This is a genomic window from Halobellus sp. EA9, from assembly GCF_051195055.1.
In the GTDB taxonomy this organism is placed as follows: Archaea; Halobacteriota; Halobacteria; order Halobacteriales; family Haloferacaceae; genus Haloquadratum; species Haloquadratum rubicundus.
In genome coordinates this window covers 47,173-65,915 of record NZ_JBNTJW010000011.1, presented here as the reverse complement: position 1 = coordinate 65,915, position 18,743 = coordinate 47,173, and the positions used below count along the sequence as shown (strand labels likewise).

The following is an 18,743-nucleotide window of genomic DNA, read 5'->3' as shown; positions in this document are numbered from 1 at the left end:
GTGGGGTAACTGACGGGCCGTGATAAGCGTTTGCTCTCGGGCGGCGTCGGGCGATCCGGCCGTCTACCCGCGAGAAGAACATATATTCGTCCCCACACAGAACGTCCTGGATACGGCGTGATTCATTGGACTCGTGCGGCGGGCGGATCCGGAACGCAGCCGCGGGGCACCGGCCCCGCCCAGAGGTGTCGATGACCGCGGGCGCTTTCTCCCCGACTGTCCTCGTCGACGGCGACGACGCGCTTCTCGCGACGGTGCGGTCGGCCGTCGCGGACCGGACCCCCGCGGTCCGCGTCGTCGGACCGGATTCGACCCAGCACCGCTCGACCGACTGCATCGTCGCCCGCACGGCTCCCGCGTCAGTCGAGGGCGACGTAGCGCGCGGCGGGCCGGATGTCGTCCTCTATCCCCGGACGCCCGACGACGACCTGGCCCGCCGTGCGGCTGGCGCGGCGGGCGTCCGCTACCTCCCGGCGTCGATCGACACCGACGGCGCGGACCTGCTCGCCGATGCGATCGACGCGTTCGTCTCCGTGCGGGAGCGCGGCGGCGACGCCGGCGCCGCGGACGAGGCGTCTGCCGCTGACGCCACCGGCCTCATCGAAGAGGCGACCGCTCTCGCCGGGGTCGGCGGTTGGGCGTACGATCCCGACGCGGAGACGGTCACCTGGACCGCGGAGACCTACCGCCTGCACGGCGTTCCCGAGTCCTTCGAGCCGACCCCCGAGCGGGCGGTCTCGTTCTACCACCCGGACGACCGCGACGCCGTCCGCGCCGACGTAGAGCGCGCGGTCTCTGGCGAACCGTTCGACGCCACCTACCGACTCCGGCGGGCCGACGGCGAACTCCGGTGGGTCCGATCGAAGGCGGCGCCCGTCGTCGAGGACGGCTCGGTCGTGGCCGTCCGCGGCGCGTTCCAGGACGTCACGGAGCGCGAAAAGCGCGAGAACACCGTCCGGCGGTTCAAGCGGGCCATCGAGGCGGCCGGACACGCCATCTTCATCACCGACAGGAGCGGCGAGATCGAGTACGTCAACCCCGCCTTCGAGGAGGTGACGGGCTACCGCTCCGAGGAGGCGATCGGCCGCGACCCCTCGATCCTCAAATCGGGCCAGATGGACCGGACCTACTACTCGGATCTCTGGAGTACGATACTCTCGGGCGAGGTCTGGTCGGAGCCGATCGTGAACGCGCGCAAGTCCGGCGAGCACTACCACGCCTCCGAGACGATCGCGCCGATCACCGGCGTCGACGGGACCATCGAGGGGTTCGTCGCGATCCAGACCGACGTCACAGAACAGGTCCGGACCCGCGAGCGGCTCGAGACGTTCGAGGAGATCGTCAACCGCCTCGACGACCCGATTATGCTCCAGAACCGCGACGGCACGTTCCGCGTCCTCAACGACGCCGTGGCGGAGTACGCCGACCGCTCGAAGGCGGAGCTGATCGACGCCGACGAGTTCGGGTTCATGGACGACGTCACCGCCCGGCGGATCCAACGGGAGAAGGGGGCCGTGCTCGACTCCGAGTCGACGATCACCTACGAGGTCACGCCGACGTTCCCGACGAAGGGCACCCGGTCGGTCATCACGACGCGGTACCCGCACTACGACGGCGACGGCAACGTCGACGGGACGGTCGCTATCTGCCGGGACGTCACGGAACGGGCCGAACGCGAGCACCAGCTCCGGGTGCTCGATCGCATCCTCCGACACAACCTCTACAACAAGATGAACCTCGTCCTCGGCCACGCGGAACTGCTCGAAGAGCGGACCGATGGCCGAATCCGCGAGTCCGCGCGGAAGATCCGGGAGGCGGGCGACGCCCTGGTCGAACTCGCGGACAAGGAGCGCCGGATCGTCGACCTCCTCACAGACGAGTCCGAGCGGCAGCGGCTCGCCCTCCGGCCGATCATCACGGAGACCGTCGCGGAGCTCCGCGCGGCCCATCCGGACCGGGAGATCGCGCTCGACTGCGCGGAGCCGTTCGAGGTCTGTACCATCCCCGAACTCCGCGACGCCCTCGCCGAGCTCCTGCGGAACGCCGTGGTCCACACGGAGCCGGACGCCGACGTCGCCGTCAGAGTCGAACGCGCGGACGGACGCGTGGTCGTGACCGTCGCCGACACGGGGCCCGGGATCCCCGAGATGGAACAACAGGCCGCCCACAGCCCCGGAGACATCACGCCGCTGTTCCACGGCTCCGGGCTGGGCCTCCAGTTCGTCTACCACGTCGTCCAGCGCTCCGGCGGGGCGCTCCGGTTCGGCGCCCGCGACGTCGGCTCCCTGCTCGATGCGGACGCGATCGGGGCGAGCGTCTCGCTGTCGCTCGTTCCGCAGCCGAACGAGGAGCCGAACGAGGGCGCCCGCGACTCGGCGGACGGCACTGACGCCGACGTCGACGTCGACGCGGCGAGCTGACCGCGCCGGCGGTCGGCTCACTCGGGCGTGACCGATTCCTCGGCGAAGTAGGCCTCCAGGGCCTCGCCGACCAGCTCGCCCGGTTCGCGGTTCTCGATCGCGGCCCGGCGGCGGAGCTCGCGGTAGATCTCCAGGGGGAGCGACAGCTCGACCCGGCCGAGTTCGATCCCCCGCTCTGCGAGCGCCTCGGCGGCGCTCGTGGTCCCGTCGACCTCGCTGGCCATCCGGCGGACCTCGCGGACCGTGAGGTCGGCGTCGACGACGGCCCACGCCAGGTCGAAGCGGTCGACGCCGGAGACGCGCGCGATGTGCTTGGCGGCCGTCGGGGCGATGTCGCCGCGGGCGACGTGCCGGCGGATCGCCTGCGGGAGGTCGTGGACTCGCGCCCACTTGCGGACGAACGAGACGGAGACGTCGCCGCCGGCGCGCTCGACCGCCTCCTTGTAGGAGCCGACGCCCCGGACGAGCGCCGCGCACGCGGCCGCGCCGCGGAGCATATACACGTTGTCGGCGGCGCCGACGGTGTTCTCCGAGAAGGCGCGAACCGTCTCGGCGGCCTCAGCGACGCTTTCGGGGTCGTCGGGGTCGAAGCCGACCGCCTCCTCGGCGCGCTCGCCGGTGACGGCGGGGTCCGCGCGGACGACCGGCTGGCCGACGGGCTCTTCGCGGTCGGCTGGCGGGCGTCCGGGGGCGTCGTCGGGCATCGTCTGTCCTACGTAGCGAGTCCGGCACTAAAAGGCTCTTCCCGTCGTGCGCCCGGCGCGGCGATCACGCCGCAGAAACCCTCGCCCCGTCGGAGACGAGCCGGCCGGGCCGCGTGCGTCTCGGGGGCGTCTCCGCCGAGCGCGTTCGGGGGATTACTCCTCGCGGCCCTCGGAGAGGTGCTCCCAGATTTCGGTACACCCGGCGCCGTCCGAGAGGTCGTCGAGATGGCTGTGCTCCGGTTCGGCGTCGGCGTCGGTCTCGTCCGCGTCTGTCTCGTCGAATTCCATCGTCGGGCTCATCGCTGGTACCTCGCAGTAGTCAGTGTCACCGCATCATAGAGTTCCGGGGCGACGTCCGCGGGGGCGTGCTGTCGCGCCCCGCCGGCGTCGGTGGTCGGCGTTCGGTCATCGATCTGGACTGACTCACTCATCGAATTCCCATATGGAGGCGACCCACATAAGGGGCGCTTCCGGTGTAAATCGCACCCCCACTCCCGGATACCAGAAATCCGTTCCGGAACCTATGACGCCTCCGAACGGCGAAAACCGCACCACTACGTCGCGATGGGGCGTCCCTCCGCCGTCGGCGACAGCGTCGCCCTTTGTGACCGCCGTCAGAGTCGGGGTCATAGAGCACATAGCGGGAGTGTGACCACTCGACTTCGCATCCTCGACGACGGGGCCTGGCTCTCCGTCGACGACAGCCGGCGGGTGAGCGTGAGCGAACTCTGGCGCCTTCGGAGCGACGATTTCTGCGATTGCGACCTCGCGGACCTGGTCGTCGAGAACTTCCAGGAGATCGGCGTCGACGGCTCCACCGTCGAGGTCCGCGTCTACGGCCAGTGCATCGCCTGCGGCACCAAGTCCACGACCGGCTGGATCCCCGTGGGCCGGATCGTCGACGGCGAATACGTCGATCTGGACCGGGAGAGCGTCCTGCGCGCCCGTCCGGACGCGTGACCGACGATACCGGCAACATTCTCCGCAGAGCGGGAGCAGCGGGAAGGGTTGACGAAAAGGAGTATGCTTTGAAGGTGGGTGTGTTGTAACCGATAACGATGCCATCGGACGTCGAAAAATGGAAATCCGAAGTCTACGGTAACGAGATACGAGAGCACCTGTTCAGGTTCGCCGAGGAGGGCTTCGACGCCATCCCGGACGACGAGCGCGACGCGTGGTTCGAGCGCTTCAAGTGGTGGGGCCTGTACCACCAGCGGAACGGCCAGGAGGGCTACTTTATGATGCGGATCGGGACGCCGAACGGCGTGCTCGAACCGGGCCAACTGAAGGTCGTCGGCGAGATCGCCGACGAATACGCGAGAGGCCCGGGCACGAACCCGATCTTCGGCGACGCCTACGCCGACTGGACGACGCGGCAGTCGATCCAGCTCCACTGGATCGAACTCTCCGACGTCCCCGAGATCTTCGAGAAGCTCGAAGAGAACGGCCTCTCGACCCAGCAGGCGTGTGGCGACTCCTGGCGGAACATCGTCGGCAACCCCGTCGCCGGCAAGGACGGCCAGGAGGTCATCGACGCCTGGCCCGTCATCCGCGAGCTCAACGAGACGTTCAAGGGCAACGACGACCACTCGAACCTCCCGCGGAAGTGGAAGGTCTCGGTGACGGGCTCGGCCGACGGCTCCGGCCAGGGCGACATCAACGACCTCGCCTTCGAGCCCGCGTACAAGGAGATCGACGCCGTCGAGGGAACCTCGACGAGCAGCCGGACGGAGTCCGGCGACGGCGAGGACGTCGTCGGCTTCAACGTCCGCGTCGGCGGCGGCCTCGCGCGCAACGAGCCGCGCTTCGCCCGCGACATCGACGTGTGGGTCCGCCCCGAGAACGTCTCGGACGTCGCCGGCGGCCTCTCGGCGCTCTTCCGCGACAACGGCGACCGCGAGGACCGCTACAACGCCCGCATCAAGTTCCTCGTCGACGAGTGGGGCCCCGAGAAGGTCCGCGAGACGCTCCAGGAGGAGTACGTCGACTTCGAGCTCCACACCGCCGGCCGCGACGTCCGCGAGGAGTACACCTACAACACCGGCGAGGGCGAGCGCAACGACCTCGTCGGCGTCCACGAACAGAAGGACGGCAAGTACTTCGTCGGCCTGAACGTCCTCGTCGGTCGGATGGGCGCCGAGGACGTCCTCGAACTGGCCGACCTCGCCGAGGAGTACGGCTCCGGCGAGGTCCGCCTCTCCCAGCGGCAGAACGTCATCGTCACCGACGTCCCCGAGGAGAACCTCGACGCGTTCCTCGAAGAGGACCTGCTGGAGCACTACTCGCCGGACCCCTCGCCGTTTATGCGCGGCTCGATCGCGTGTACCGGCACCGAGTTCTGTTCGCTCTCGATCGTCGAGACCAAAAATCGACAAGTGCGCTACGCGCGCTGGCTGAAGGAGAACGTCGACCTCCCCGAAGACGTCGACGAGTTCCACATCCACCTCTCGGGCTGTACCGCCTCCTGCGCCCAGCCGCAGATCGCCGACGTGAGCCTCCGCGGGATGAAGACGCGGAAGGACGGCGAGGCGGTCGAGGCGCTCGACGTCGGCCTCGGCGGCGGCCTCGGCGACGAGCCGCAGTTCGCCCGCTGGGTCACCCAGCGCGTCCCCGTCGACGAGGTCCCCGGCGCGCTCGCGAACCTCATCGAATCGTTCGCCGACGAGCGCGAGGAGGGCGAGTCCTTCCGCGCGTTCGTCGCCCGCCACGACGACGAGGAGCTCGACGAGCTCGTCGAGCCCGAGGAGACGGACTACGAGGACCCGATGATGCACAACACGAAGATGACGTGGTACCCCTACGCCGAGGAGGACGGGATGGACGCCGCCCCGCCCGCCCCGGCCGACGACTGATCCGGGTCGCGTAGCCGACTCCCGATCCCGATCCCGGCCTCGGCTTCGATTCCGACGCCCCACCCTCGACGTCCGACCGGAGCGGTACCCACTTCCCGCCCGGCCCCCTTTTCGCGCCTATGCCCAACCGCCTGCTCAAAGTCAACGCCTACACGACGCTCGACCTCGTCGACGCCGCGGCCCGCGGCCACGACTTCGAAGACGAGGCCGTCGCGGTGCTGAACGTCACCTCGCCGCGCGAGGACCCCGACCACGTGAAGTTCCAACTGGAACTGGACAACTCCCAGCTGGAGTCGGTCCCGGCCCACGCCGACGAGGTGACGCTCTCGCCGGACCAGGCCCGAACGATCGCGGACGCGCTCAATTCCCACGCCGACAAGGTCGAGGCGAACCTCGCCGACGAGGGCGACAACGCGTAAGTCCCGTTTCGTCCAGAGTCGGGTCGCCGTAACTCCCCAGAGCCCACAGATTCCGGGGATGTTCAACCTCCGAGACCGCGAGAAGCGCCTGTTCTCTCACGCGGTCCGCCCGTCGCGGACCGCCACGCACTTCGGTCTCGGCGGCCTCCTCGAAGCGAATGCTCGCTGATTCCCTCGCCGGACTCTCCGATGCGCTCGCTCCGTTCCGCGCCGCGGTCGTGCCGGCGCTCTCGGACCCGACCGTGCTGGCCGCGTGGGCGGTCCTCGTCGCGCTCGCGCTCGGCGTGCTCCTGTGGGACCTGCGGACGCGAAACGCCGCGATCCCGTCGCTGATGAAGGGCGTCTGGACGCTCGTCGTCCTCTATGCGGGCCCGTTCGGGCTCGCGGTCTACTGGCGGAGCGGCCGCTCGGAGATGGCTCGCGACTCGCTGTGGCGCCGCGGCGCGCGCTCGACGGCCCACTGCTTTTCGGGCTGCGGCGCGGGCGAGGTCACCGGCGTCGTCGTCCTCGTGGGCCTGCTCGCGATCGAGAGCACGCTCGCGACGACGCTCGGCACGTTCGCGCTCGCGTACCTGTTCGGCTACGCCCTCACCGTCGGCCCGCTCCTCCAGGACGGCGAGAGCCTCGGGACCGCCGTCCGCGACGCGCTCTACACGGAGACGCCGAGCATCACCGTGATGGAGGTCGTCGCCATCGGGACCGACGTGCTCCTCGCGGGCGAGGCCACGATCGGCACCGCGCTGTTCTGGGGCGCGCTGATCTTCTCGCTGTCGCTCGGGTTCGTCGCGGCCTACCCGATCAACGTCGCGCTCATCGCCGTCGGCGTCAAGGAGGGAATGGGCGATCCAACGGCGATGGACGGCGCGAGCGCGGCCTGATACGAACTTTTGAAAGCGAATTTCACGCCCTCTATCCCTTCGAAACGAAACTGAATTGGCTAACACACCCGAACCGTCAAAGTAGTAATCGTGGTAAGTGTGGAGTACGTACAATACCACGGTGAGACCGATGACACAACAGTACTCCACGCGGTGGCTCGTCGGCGGCGTCGTCGCCCTGGCCGCACTGGCGTTTCTCGCGCCGCTCCTGGTCGGTGGCGGCGCGATGGGCTGGGGCGGAATGGGCGCCAGAATGACCGGCGGAATGGGCAGCGGAACGTGGGGTCCGATGCACGGCGGCTGGATGATGGACGGCGCGACGGCGGGAGCGGGCGGCTGGTGGTGGCTCCTGCTCGCCGCGCTGTGGCGACTCCTCGTGCTCGCGGCGCTCGTCGGCGGCGGGTACCTCCTGTACCGCGCCGTCGTCGGCGACGGCATCGGCGATGTCGACGGCACGGGCGCCGACCCGGCCATCCGCGAACTGCGGACGGCCTACGCCCGCGGCGACCTCTCCGACGAGGAGTACGAGCGCCGCCGCGAGCGCCTCGAAAACGAGTGAGCAGACGCTCACGGCGGCCGTCCCGGCCCTTCGGCCGCTACCCCGACGCCTCGTAGCCGGCGTCGTCGACGGCCGCGACGAGGGAATCGACGTCGGCGTCGCCCTCGACCGTGGCCGACTCGGCGTCCCGGTCGGCCGTCGCGGACTCGACGCCCGCGACCGACTCCAAGGCCTCCTCGACGGTCTGTTCGCAGTGGCCGCAGCTCATCCCTTCGACGGTGATGGTACGCGTCGTCATCGCCTCCCGCTAGGGGCTGCCCGTCTATGCCGATTTCCGTTTTCGTGGTTCGGCTTCTCCCCGGGGTTCGCTTTGGAAACGAAAGGCAGGCGGGAAACTGACTTACGATCTCGGGGTCAATTCCCGGTATGTCCACGCTCGACGAGACCGACGTGCGGATCCTCGAACTCCTGGTGGAAGACGCGCGACGGCCGTACAGCGACATCGCCGAGCGGGTCGACCTCTCGCCGCCCGCTGTCTCCGATCGGGTGGAGCGCCTGCGAGAATCGGGCGTCATCCGACGGTTCACCGTCGACGTCGACCGCTCGCAGCTCCGCGCCGGCGTGCCCGTGCTCGTGACGCTCGAACTCCCCGCCGACGCCGTCGACGACGTCCGCGACGACGTCCTGGAGGCCGAGCCGGTCGAGCACGTCTTCGTCACCGCCGAGGGCGACGTGGTGTTCCACGGCCGCCTGCGCGCCGACGCCGTCCGCGAGCAGCTCGATCGGCTCGTCGACCTCTCGCGCGTCGACGACTACGCGGTGACCGTCGTCGGCGACGTCGAGTGGAGCCCGGCGGTCGGCGGCGCGGAGTTCGCGCTGTCGTGTGCGGAGTGCGGCAACACCGTCACGAGCGAGGGCCGCAGCGAGCGGTTCGGCGGCGAGCGCTACCACTTCTGTTGTCCCTCCTGTCTGGCGCAGTTCCGCGAGCGGTACGAGCGGTTCGAGGCCGACGCCGCGTAGTCCGTACTTTCGATTCGAAAGTTCGGGCCCGCTGCGAGTACGGATCCGAAAGGGGAAATCGGGGTAAGAGAGGGACCCGTACATTAGTACGATGAGTACACGAACCGCCCACATCGACGTGATGGGGATGTCCTGTGCCAACTGCTCGCAGACGGTGCAGGGCGCCGTGGAGGCCCTCGACGGCGTCGAGGAGGCCGCGGTCAACTTCGCGACCGACGAGGCCGCCGTCACCTACGATCCCGAGGAGGCGTCGCTGTCGGCGATCTACGACGCGATCGCCGAGGCCGGCTACGATCCCGTCTCGGAGACGGTCTCGATCGCCATCACGGACCTGTCCTGTGCGAACTGCGCGGAGACGAACCAAGGAGCGTTGGAGTCGACGCCGGGCGTCATCTCGGCGGACGTGAACTTCGCGACCGACGAGGCGTCCGTGACCTACAACCCCGCCGACGCCTCGCTCGACGACCTCTACGACGCCATCGCGTCGGCGGGCTACTCGCCGGTCCGCGAGGGGGGTGACGACGGCGACGACGGGGACTCGGGCGAGCCCGGCTCCGGCGGCGACGCCCGCGACGCCGCCCGCAAGGCCGAGATCCAGCGGCAGAAGCGCCTCACGCTCTTCGGGGCCGTGCTCTCGCTGCCGCTCTTGGCGATGCTCGCCGCGCACCTCTTCGCTCCCGACCTCCTCCCCGGGACGGGCCTGCCGTTCGGCTGGGTCGCGTTCGCGCTCGCGACGCCCGTGCAGGTCGTCCTCGGGCGGGAGTTCTACGAGAACAGCTACACCGCCCTGGTGCGGAACCGCACGGCCAACATGGACGTGCTGATCGCGCTCGGCTCGTCGACGGCGTACCTCTACTCGGTGATCGCGCTCGTCGGGATCCTCCCGAACGCGGGGCTGTACTTCGATACGGCCGCGCTCATCCTCGTCTTCATCACGCTCGGGAACTATCTCGAGGCGCGCTCGAAGGGCCAGGCCTCCGAGGCGCTGCGCTCCCTCTTGGAGATGGAGGCCGACACGGCCACGCTGGTCGAAGACGGCGAGGAGCGCGAGGTGCCCCTCGACGAGGTGGACGTCGGCGACCGGATGAAGGTCCGGCCGGGCGAGAAGATCCCGACCGACGGCGTCGTCGTCGACGGCGAGTCGGCGGTCGACGAGTCGATGGTGACCGGCGAGTCCGTGCCCGTCTCGAAGGCGCCGGGCGACGAGGTCGTCGGCTCGACGGTGAACCAGAACGGCGTCCTCGTGGTCGAGGCCACGAAGGTCGGCGCCGACACCGCGATCCAGCAGATCGTCCAGACCGTCAAGGAGGCCCAGTCGCGCCAGCCGGAGATCCAGAACCTCGCCGACCGGATCTCGGCGTACTTCGTCCCCGCGGTCATCGCGAACGCGGTCTTCTGGGCCGCCGTCTGGGCGCTCTTCCCGGCCCAGCTCGCGGGCGTCGTCGAGGCGCTCCCGCTGTGGGGCGTCGTCGCCGGCGGCCCGGCCGTCGCGGGCGGCGCCGTCTCGACGCTCGAATTCGCCGTCCTGGTGTTCGCCTCCGCCGTGCTCATCGCCTGCCCCTGCGCGCTCGGACTCGCGACCCCCGCGGCGACGATGGTCGGGACCTCCATCGGCGCGCAGAACGGCGTGCTGTTCAAGGGTGGCGACATCTTAGAGCGCGTCCGCGACGTCGACACGGTCGTCTTCGACAAGACCGGGACCCTGACCGAGGGCGAGATGGCGCTGACAGACGTCGTCCCCGTCGGGCTGGCGGCCGACGGCGGCCGACTCCGCGAGCGCGACGCGACGGACGCCGGCGACGAGGCCGAGACCGAGCGCTCCGACGCCGAGACCGATCTCCTGCGCCTCGCGGCCGCGATCGAACAGCACAGCGAGCACCCGCTGGCTCGCGCCATCGTCGAGGGCGCCGAAGAACGCGGCATCGACCTCCCGGAGGCGACGGACTTCGAGAACGTCCCCGGGCAGGGCGTCCGGGCGACGGTCGAGGGCGCGGCGCCACGCGCCGCGGAAGGACCGAGCGGCGACGGGGCGGAGCCGCGAGGTAGCGCGACGATCCTGGTCGGCAACCGCCGGCTGCTCGAAGCCGCCGGGATCGATCCGACGCCGGCCGAAGACGCGATGGCGCGGCTCGAGTCCGAGGGCAAGACCGCGATGCTCGTCGGGCGGGTCTCCGGCGACGGCGACGGGGATGCAGACGCCGACGTGACCGCCGACGCCGACGACGCCGGCGAGGTCCTCGGCGTCGTCGCCGACGCCGACACCGTGAAGCCGAGCGCGGCCGACGCCGTGGCCGCCCTCCGCGAGCGCGGCGTCGACGTCCACATGATCACCGGCGACAACGAGCGGACCGCGCGCGCCGTCGCCGATGAAGTCGGCATCGACCCCGAGAACGTCCGCGCGGGAGTCCTCCCCGAGGAGAAGGCCGACGCCGTGGAGTCGATCCAGTCCGACGGGCGGAAGGCGATGATGGTCGGCGACGGCGTCAACGACGCGCCCGCGCTGGCGGCCGCCTTCGTCGGCACCGCGATCGGCTCCGGCACCGACGTCGCGATCGAGGCCGCCGACGTGACGCTGATGCGCGACGACCCGACCGACGTGGTGAAGGCCATCCGGATCTCCGCGGGGACGCTCGCGAAGATCAAGCAGAACCTCTTCTGGGCGCTCGGCTACAACACCGCGATGATCCCCCTCGCGTCCCTTGGGCTCCTCCAGCCCATCCTCGCGGCGGGCGCGATGGCGCTGTCGTCGGTGTCGGTGCTGACAAACAGCCTGCTCTTCCGGCGCTACACGCCGGATCACGACTACCGTCTCCTCGGATTCCTCCGGGGCGGGAACTGATCGGGCCCCTCCGATCCGGTCGGTCGATTCCTGCGCACATCCGAACGGATTTGCCGTCGGAGTCCGAACCCGGCGTCGATGACCAAAGTCAACGTCTCTCTCCCTGCGGAGGCGGAAGCCAACGTCCGGGCCTTCATCGACGAGGTCGACGAGCGACTCGCCTCCGATGAGGACACCTGCCGCGTCGTCACCGAGACGCTCGTCGACCTCCACGGGGACAGAGAGGCGTACGACCGCTGGCAGGCCGGCGAGGAGATCTCGCCCGCAGAGCGCGTTCGGCTCCAGGGCTACGACCCCTGCAACGCGACGCTGGAGTCGGAGTACTACGCCGAGAAGGACGACGACCGATTCCAGCGCTCGAAGTACCTCCAGTGGCTCTGGCGGCAGTTCGACGCGACGCCGATGGCCGACAACGTCGCCTTCGCGCTCCGGTTCCGGCAGATGCTCGCCGAGCACCTCTTCGAGGAGTGCGGCGACGACTGCCGCTTCTTCAAGGGCATCACCTTCACCTACGGGCACAACATCTCCGTCGGCGACAACGTCGTCATCCACGACGACGTCCACCTCGACGACCGCGGGAAGTTGACGATCGGCGACCGCGCGTCGATCTCCGACGACGTCCACCTCTACAGCCACGACCACGACACCGTCGACCAGACGCAGGTGGCGAACTACCACACGATCGTCGGCGACGACGCCCGCGTCACCTACGACGCGATGGTCCGCGCGGGCTGTCGCGTCGGCGAGAACGCCATCGTCGGCGCGCGCTCGGTCGTCCAGGGCGACGTCCCCGACCACCACATCGCCGCGGGCATCCCCGCCAAGAGCCTGAAAGTGAAGGACGGCTGGGAGTCGGCGGCCGATCCCGTCGAGGATCGATTACCGAACCGACAGGAGGAACGGCGGATCGACTACGACCTGCCCGAGGACCTCGACGCCTTCGACGAGTTCCAGCGAGACCTGACGCCGCCGGACCGCTCCTGATCGGCCGTCGCGGTCGCACTCCCACTCGATCACTCGCAGACGTGCGACTGGATACCGCCAGTCGCTTCTACTCACTTCCCCTCGCTTGTTCCTGGCGACGTCGACGCCCTCCTATCGACTCTCGTCGCCTGTGGCGTCGGCCGGCGGGAGGGTCACCACGAACGTCGTTCCGGTGGGATCGTTGTCCTCGACGCGGATGTCGCCGCCGTAGCCCTCCACGAGCGTCCGCACGAGCGACAGCCCGCCGCCCTCGCTGTCCGCGGGGGACTCGAAGAGCGCCTCCTGCTCCGCCTCGGGGATCCCCGATCCGTTGTCGCTGACCCGCAGCGTGACGGCGTTCGGATCCCGATCGACGACGATCTCGATCTCGGGCTCGTCGGCGTCGTTGTGCTCGGCGGCGTTCTCCAGGAGGTTGTCCACGACCGACCGGAGTCCGGCGTTCGCGGTGACGGGCGCTCGGTCCGGCAGGTCGGCCACGACCGGGATGTCGAACGCGTTTTCGGTCCGGGTGGCGATTTCGGCGGTCATCGACGCCAGATCGACCGTGTCGAGGTCGGGCTCGCCGATCAGCGTGTTCGTGATCGCCCGCGTGGTCTCGATCCGCCTGAGCGCTTCTTCGGACTTCTCTTCGATGGTCGCCGCGGAGTCGGGACCGCGGGCCGCGTCGCCGCTCTCGTCGCCGGCGAGGAGTTCGGCGTGGCCGCGGATCACGTTCAGGTCGTTGCGGAGGTCGTGCCGGATGAGGCTGTTGACGAAGGTCAGCGCGTCGGTGACAGTCCGCGCCCGGCGGGCGTCCCGCAGCGCCTGGACGTTGTAGTACCCGGACACGACGCCGGCCAGGCCGCCGGCCTCGGCCGCGATCAACAGCGGGAAGACGGGCTCTGTGGGCGTCCGCCCCTCGAAGAGCCGAACGAGGAAGGTCGCGCCGATCGCCGCCACGAACAGCGCGCTCCCGCCGAAACACCACTGGGCGATCCGGCGGTGGTCCGGGGCCGAGAGCCCGCGCGTGGAGAGCCAGTACCCGGCGTATGCGAGCGCGAGCGCGGGCACGCCGTCCATCACGAGCGCGGCGACCGGCCCGCCCACGCTGCGCAGGGCTCTGGTCTCTTGCCTGTAATGGACGAGCGCGCCCAGGAACAGCATCACGCCGTACCCGACGATGAGCCACGGGTACGGGTCCCGGCCTCTTCGATCCATACTCGCACATCGTCGGTGCCGGTGATGAGTATTGTGACAGACGAATCCGCCGACCGCGACCCGGTGGATTCCGTTCTCGAAGCGGGGTTTCGTTTCCTCGGCGGCTCACCACAATGGGGCTCGATGCCCGTCGATTTCTCCTAATAGTCCTGACAAGAGCGGGGATCGAAATACTGCGATGGGGAAGTGGGCATTTAGCGTTACGTCGATGGTTCTTTTTCTTTCTTTCAGACCCTATCTGACGTAAAACACCGCGTTAGATCCGTATGCGCCGGCCGGGAATCCCGCGAGTGAACCGAGTGAGCGAGGGGGACGTCGGCCGGCAAACGACCGCGGGGAGTGCGCCGGCCGGGAATTGAACCACGGTCGCTCTGCTCGCTGCGCTCGCGACGCTCCCTGATTCAATTCCCGTTTGCGATTTCGCTGCTCACTTCGTTCGCAGCAGAAATGCGCCGGCCGGGAATTGAACCCGGGCTAGTGGCTTGGGAAGCCACTGTCCTACCACTGGACCACCGGCGCGCAGTTGAAATAGAGCCACAGCCTCGACTTAAGGATGACGGAACGCCGAACCGCCGTCTCACGCGTCCAGCCGGTAGAAGAGCGCCTCGAAGTCGTCGCCGCTCAACTCTTCCATATGCGACTCCGACTCCGCTCTGAGCTCTTGGATTTCGGCCTCCAGGCTCTGGAATCGCTCGTCGGACTCCAGTTCCGACTTCGGCAGTTCGGCGAGCAGCGCCTCCCGCTGTGAGAGGCGCATAAAGAACTCCCGGACGGTTTTTGTGTACTCCGACCGGCGGAGCAGTCGGTCGATGACGTCCCCGAGTTGGCTCTCCTCGACCGGCTTTGTGATGTAGGCGTCGAAGCCCATCTCCAGGATGTCGAAGTCGGGATCGACGGCCGTGATCATCGCGACGGCGCACTCCGGGAACTCCGCGCGGACCTTCTGGAGCACCTCGTCGCCCGACATCCCCGGCATCCGACGGTCCAAGAGTACCACGTCGACTGACTCGTCCACCCGTTCGACCGCGGTCGTGCCGTCGTAGGCCGTCTCGACGGCGTAGTCGTCCGCGAGCCACGACGCATACAGGTCGGCCAGGTCGCGCTCGTCGTCGACGATCAGAACGTTCGGACGGTCGGCCATTGTGTCGGCTCTACTGATTTGTGGGTCGTCGGAGAAATAAGTCTTCTTCCGGCCGCCGGGCCCTCGTGGCGTCTCCGTCTTCTGACCTAGCCACGCGCCGTTCTGCGACGATTCCGGACGTCAAGATTTATTGTCCGCCTCCAGTAGTGTTCGGTATGCGAGACGACGAGGACGAGTCCCACGCGGTCGACGACGACCGCTCCTCGTCGCTTTCGGACCTTGCCGATCGGCTCGACGACGATCCCGAGGTCGACACGGACAGGGGCATAGACGACGCCGACGAGGGCACCAAGCCGACGCTCTCGGACCTGGCCGACTCGATCAGCCGACGGCGCGGGGCCGGCGCCGACGTCGACGACGCGGACCTCGCGGAGTGGGACTTCGTCTCCGGCGACGCGGCGGACGGCGAGCCGCTGGACCCCAAGACCGAAGCCGTCCTGGAGCTGACCGGCGAAGCCGCGAACGTCCTCCTCAGCGGCCCCGGAGACGTCCCGGCCGAAGAGAGCCTCTGCTCGCGGCTGATGTCTTCTTCGGACGATGGGCCGGTCAATCTGCTCGTGATCGCGATCACCGAGACGCCGAGCGAGCGGCTCTCGGTCCTGGAGAACTACCTCTCGGGGCCGGTCGGCGAGACGGCGGTCGTCGACGTCCGGAACTACAACCGCGAGGTCAACTACGAGCAGTACGACGGCCCCGTCGACGTCCGCACCGTCTCCAGTCCGCAGGACCTCCGCCGGATCGGCATCGTGACGAGCAAACTCCTCTCCAACTGGGAGGAGGCGCCCGGCGAGACGCGGCTGTGCTTTCACTCGCTGTCGGACCTGCTCCGCCTGAACGACGACCGCCAGCGGGTGTTTCGATTCCTCCACGTGCTTCGGGGTCGGGTCCGCGCCGCCGGCGCGCGCGCGCACTTCCACCTCGATCCCACCCGACACGACGACCCCGACGTCGGGACGTTCGAGTCGCTGTTCGATACGGTGTTGCAGTTCGACGAGGACGGCTCCGTCTCGCTGTTGTAACCGAGCTTCGCCTGAGGACCTGGCCGCCGCCCGCTACGCGTCGCCGTCGCCGTTCTCCTCGCGCCGGAGCTCTTCGAGGTCGCCGAACGGACTGTCGCTCCGTGTCGGCTCCGCGTCCCGTTCGGACGCGTCAGACGTCGATCCGTCGCTCGCGTCCCCCGAGTCCGCTGTCCCGCCGAACTCGAACCCGGAGCCGTCGTCCGAGCCCGTCGACCCGGTCGAGTCTGTCGTGTCCACGGGATCGTCCGCCCGCCGTTCGTCGGCCTCGCTCCCTCCGCCGAGCGCGGATCCGTCGTCGCCGAAGGGGGTCTCCAGGTCGATCGACTCCGGCGGCCGCTCGACGTCGTCGTCGCCCTTGTCGATATCGCCGGCGTCGTCGGCCTCGGTGTGTCGCTGGCCACGGCTTCGACCTCCCGGCTCCGCGCTCGCGTCCGCGTCGTCGCTCGCGGCCGACGAGGGGCCTCCCGAGGTCCGATCGTCGACGGTTTCGTCCAGTTCCGGCGGGGTGTCGAGCCCGTCGGCGGGCTCTGTCGGTCCGCCGGTCGGCGGTGCGTCCGTCCCGCGGTCGTCAGAGCGACCCCGCCTCGGCTCTCGCTCCTCTCGCGTCCGCTCTCCACTCGGCAGCGGTCCCGAGCGGTCTCCCGTCGCTGACCGGCGCCCGTCGCGTCCGTCGCTCGCGGTCGTCACGACGGTGTCGGTGAAGAGCCACCATCGACTCTCGGTCTCGACGCCGGACAGCGGTGCGTCGCAGTGCGGACAGTACGGCTGGGCGAGCAGATCGAGGTCGATCTCCTCCCCGCAGGCCGCACACTCGCCGGCGTGCGCGTCGTGGGCCGCGGCCTCCTGTTTGATCGACTGGAGGGCGTCCCGCTCCTCGCGGAGCCGTTCGAGCTCCCGTTCTTGGCGCGACCCCGCGCTTTCGATCTCGTGTTCGAGCCCGTCGGTCCGATCGAGGAGGTACTCCAGGATCGTCTGGAGGCTGTCGAACTCCGCGTCCAGCCACGCTTCGACCTGCTCGTGTTCGTCTTCCAGCGCGGCCTGTCGATCCGTGAGCTCCGCTTCCACGGCTTCGATCCGCCCCGTGAGTGCCGTCTCTGTCGACTCCGTGCTCGCGGCTACCTCGTCGAGTTCCGACTCGACCTCGCTCAGGCGCTCCGCGAGGGCGTCGAACAGCTGGTCGAGCGTCTGCCCGTGTTCGACTTCGGACTCCAGGCCGGTTTCGAGCGCTTCCAACTCCGATTCGAGGTCGTCGATCCGTGCTTCGAGTTCGGCGGCCGTCGGCGTCGCCTCCGCCCGTGAGTCGTCGGCCTCGCCGTGCTCTCCGTCGGGCTGGTCGCGGCGCCGCGGCGCGGATCCGTTGCTCGGTTGTCCCGGCTCGGAGCCGTCGTCGTCGGGAAATCGATCCCCGCTTCCGGGGGTCGCATCGCGTCTGCGGATCGGCGCTCCGGCCCCGCCGGAGTCGTCGAGCAGCTGGGTCATCTCGGTGAGCGTCCAGTACGACGAGACGAGCTGCTCGAAGACTTCCTCGCGCGACATTCCCTGGCTTTCGGCCTGTTGGTCGAGCCACGCCTCAAAGGACGTGCTCGCGGAGTCGTCGCCACCAGGGAATTCGTCGGACATTCGATGCGTTCCTGACCTGTGTAGCCACAGCGACGACAAAAGTTTTGTTGCGAAAGCGGTAATCCGGCGGTATGGCTCCGCCCGGCTGTCGCGTAATCCCTGTCTGTCTCCCGCCCTTCTCCACCGATGGCGTTTGAACACCGAGCCAAGCTGTTCGTCAGCGAGAACGTCCGCCTCATCGCGGGGGTGCTGCTCGTCCTGGGCCTCCTCTGTTTCGCCGGCGCGGGCTACGTGTTCGTCACGCCGACGACCCAGACGCTGACAGAACAGACCGACCAGCAGACCTTCAGCACGCGCGTCGACGAGAGCGCGCTCGTGACCCAGGCGACCCCGCTGTACGACGAGGGCGAACGGATCGAGAACCGCTCTGTGTACTTCACGGGGATCTCGCCCGAACTCACCTTCACGATGAACACGAGCGTCCCCGCCGACCAGCAGGTGGAGGTCCACCAGCAGCTGTCGCTGGAGCTCCTCGGCGTTCGGGGCGACCAGCCCTTCTACCGCTCGGAGCGGTCGATCGTTGATACGACCCGGCAGGTCCAGGACGGACTGGTCTCGACGACGGCCACGGTGAACGTCTCCGACGTCTCCCAAGAGCTCGCGGTGCTCGTCGAGGAGGTCGGCAACGCCGGGCAGTTCCTGCTCCGGCTCCAGATGAACGTCACCTACCGCACCGACGCGTACCAGGGGTCGTTGCAGTCGACGGTCCCCTTCGTCATCTCCGGGAACTCCTACTACGTCGACGGGACGCTCTCGGCCGAGCGCACGGAGTCGACGACGGTCACCCGGGAGATCACCCGACCGCCGAGCCCCGTCGAGTACGGCGCACTCGCGGTCCTCGGGCTCCTGATGGTCGGCGCCGCGGCCGCGGTCACGCGGGTCGAAGACCGGGTGGATCCCGAGGAGCTGCGGACGCGCATCGCCCACGACCAACACCAGGAGTGGATCTCCCGCGGGCAGTTCCCCACCGACTCCGAGAAGCAGTACATCTCGATTCTCACCCTCGAAGACCTCGTCGACGTCGCGATCGACACGAACCGCCGGGTCATCCACGACCCGCAGATCGACGCCTACGCGGTGATCGACAGCTCCGAGATCTACTACTACGCGCTGGAGGACGTCGAAGCCGGCGAGTGGCTGGAGATCTGAGT

Annotated in this window: 18 protein-coding genes and 1 tRNA gene; 11 read left to right on the top strand and 8 right to left on the bottom strand. The window is 68.9% G+C overall.

Annotated features, from left to right (window positions below; translation table 11 throughout):
• The first annotated feature begins 191 nt into the window (after positions 1-191).
• Positions 192-2,420, top strand: coding sequence for a PAS domain S-box protein (locus ACQUQ0_RS14175; protein WP_435185998.1), 2,229 nt, complete (start codon positions 192-194; stop codon positions 2,418-2,420).
• 17 nt (positions 2,421-2,437) lie between these two features.
• Here ACQUQ0_RS14175 and ACQUQ0_RS14170 read toward each other — a convergent pair whose 3' ends face one another.
• The 3 genes from ACQUQ0_RS14170 to ACQUQ0_RS14160 form a co-directional block, all read right to left on the bottom strand.
• Complete coding sequence (locus tag ACQUQ0_RS14170) at positions 2,438-3,124, bottom strand: DUF7119 family protein (protein WP_435185997.1); 687 nt, start codon at positions 3,122-3,124, stop codon at positions 2,438-2,440.
• A gap of 153 nt (positions 3,125-3,277) precedes the next feature.
• Positions 3,278-3,424, bottom strand: a complete 147-nt coding sequence (locus ACQUQ0_RS14165; RefSeq protein ID WP_435185995.1) for a hypothetical protein — start codon at positions 3,422-3,424, stop codon at positions 3,278-3,280.
• Positions 3,421-3,555 (bottom strand): hypothetical protein, encoded by a 135-nt coding sequence (locus ACQUQ0_RS14160; protein WP_372387116.1) that lies wholly within the window; start codon positions 3,553-3,555, stop codon positions 3,421-3,423. The genes ACQUQ0_RS14165 and ACQUQ0_RS14160 overlap by 4 nt, the downstream gene beginning before the upstream one ends.
• 217 nt (positions 3,556-3,772) lie before the next feature.
• On the opposite strand from ACQUQ0_RS14160, the gene ACQUQ0_RS14155 reads away from it, so the two are divergent.
• The 5 genes from ACQUQ0_RS14155 (at position 3,773) to ACQUQ0_RS14135 (ending at position 7,832) form a co-directional block, all read left to right on the top strand.
• Positions 3,773-4,084, top strand: coding sequence for a hypothetical protein (locus ACQUQ0_RS14155; protein WP_372387118.1), 312 nt, complete (start codon positions 3,773-3,775; stop codon positions 4,082-4,084).
• A 98-nt stretch (positions 4,085-4,182) separates the two neighbouring features.
• A complete protein-coding gene (locus ACQUQ0_RS14150; protein WP_435185992.1) occupies positions 4,183-5,976 on the top strand; it encodes a nitrite/sulfite reductase in 1,794 nt (597 codons plus the stop codon).
• Between the two features lie 119 nt (positions 5,977-6,095).
• On the top strand, positions 6,096-6,395 hold the full coding sequence (locus ACQUQ0_RS14145; RefSeq protein WP_435185990.1) for a DUF6360 family protein: 300 nt from the start codon (positions 6,096-6,098) through the stop codon (positions 6,393-6,395).
• A 158-nt stretch (positions 6,396-6,553) separates the two neighbouring features.
• Positions 6,554-7,273, top strand: coding sequence for a DUF4396 domain-containing protein (locus ACQUQ0_RS14140; RefSeq protein WP_435185989.1), 720 nt, complete (start codon positions 6,554-6,556; stop codon positions 7,271-7,273).
• 130 nt (positions 7,274-7,403) lie between these two features.
• Complete coding sequence (locus ACQUQ0_RS14135; RefSeq protein ID WP_435185987.1) at positions 7,404-7,832, top strand: SHOCT domain-containing protein; 429 nt, start codon at positions 7,404-7,406, stop codon at positions 7,830-7,832.
• A 37-nt stretch (positions 7,833-7,869) separates the two neighbouring features.
• Here the strand turns inward: ACQUQ0_RS14135 and ACQUQ0_RS14130 are convergent, their stop codons facing one another.
• Complete coding sequence (locus ACQUQ0_RS14130; protein ID WP_435185985.1) at positions 7,870-8,070, bottom strand: heavy-metal-associated domain-containing protein; 201 nt, start codon at positions 8,068-8,070, stop codon at positions 7,870-7,872.
• Between the two features lie 128 nt (positions 8,071-8,198).
• On the opposite strand from ACQUQ0_RS14130, the gene ACQUQ0_RS14125 reads away from it, so the two are divergent.
• The 3 genes from ACQUQ0_RS14125 (at position 8,199) to ACQUQ0_RS14115 (ending at position 12,615) form a co-directional block, all read left to right on the top strand.
• On the top strand, positions 8,199-8,792 hold the full coding sequence (locus tag ACQUQ0_RS14125; RefSeq protein ID WP_435185983.1) for an AsnC family transcriptional regulator: 594 nt from the start codon (positions 8,199-8,201) through the stop codon (positions 8,790-8,792).
• A gap of 91 nt (positions 8,793-8,883) precedes the next feature.
• Entirely contained in the window at positions 8,884-11,631 is a 2,748-nt protein-coding gene (locus ACQUQ0_RS14120) for a heavy metal translocating P-type ATPase (RefSeq protein ID WP_435185981.1), read from the top strand.
• A gap of 78 nt (positions 11,632-11,709) precedes the next feature.
• Positions 11,710-12,615 carry an acyltransferase gene (locus tag ACQUQ0_RS14115; protein ID WP_435185979.1) on the top strand — a complete coding sequence of 302 codons (906 nt, stop codon included), beginning with the start codon at positions 11,710-11,712 and terminating at the stop codon, positions 12,613-12,615.
• 111 nt (positions 12,616-12,726) lie between these two features.
• On the opposite strand, the gene ACQUQ0_RS14110 is transcribed toward ACQUQ0_RS14115, so the two are convergent.
• The 3 genes from ACQUQ0_RS14110 to ACQUQ0_RS14100 form a co-directional block, all read right to left on the bottom strand.
• Positions 12,727-13,812: an ATP-binding protein gene (locus ACQUQ0_RS14110; protein ID WP_435185978.1), complete on the bottom strand. Its 1,086-nt coding sequence runs from the start codon at positions 13,810-13,812 to the stop codon at positions 12,727-12,729.
• Positions 13,813-14,260: 448 nt separating this feature from the next.
• Positions 14,261-14,331: transfer RNA gene (locus ACQUQ0_RS14105), tRNA-Gly, on the bottom strand.
• A 58-nt stretch (positions 14,332-14,389) separates the two neighbouring features.
• Positions 14,390-14,953, bottom strand: a complete 564-nt coding sequence (locus tag ACQUQ0_RS14100; RefSeq protein ID WP_435185975.1) for a response regulator — start codon at positions 14,951-14,953, stop codon at positions 14,390-14,392.
• A 155-nt stretch (positions 14,954-15,108) separates the two neighbouring features.
• Between ACQUQ0_RS14100 and ACQUQ0_RS14095 the strand changes: the two genes are divergently transcribed.
• Positions 15,109-15,972: a DUF7504 family protein gene (locus ACQUQ0_RS14095; RefSeq protein WP_435185973.1), complete on the top strand. Its 864-nt coding sequence runs from the start codon at positions 15,109-15,111 to the stop codon at positions 15,970-15,972.
• Positions 15,973-16,005: 33 nt separating this feature from the next.
• Here the strand turns inward: ACQUQ0_RS14095 and ACQUQ0_RS14090 are convergent, their stop codons facing one another.
• The gene (locus ACQUQ0_RS14090) at positions 16,006-17,592 is read right to left on the bottom strand and encodes a hypothetical protein (protein ID WP_435185971.1); all 1,587 of its coding nucleotides are present in this window, start codon (positions 17,590-17,592) and stop codon (positions 16,006-16,008) included.
• A 126-nt stretch (positions 17,593-17,718) separates the two neighbouring features.
• Here ACQUQ0_RS14090 and ACQUQ0_RS14085 point away from each other — a divergent pair, with 126 nt between their 5' ends.
• Positions 17,719-18,741 (top strand): DUF5305 domain-containing protein, encoded by a 1,023-nt coding sequence (locus tag ACQUQ0_RS14085; RefSeq protein WP_435185970.1) that lies wholly within the window; start codon positions 17,719-17,721, stop codon positions 18,739-18,741.
• Positions 18,742-18,743 lie beyond the last annotated feature (2 nt).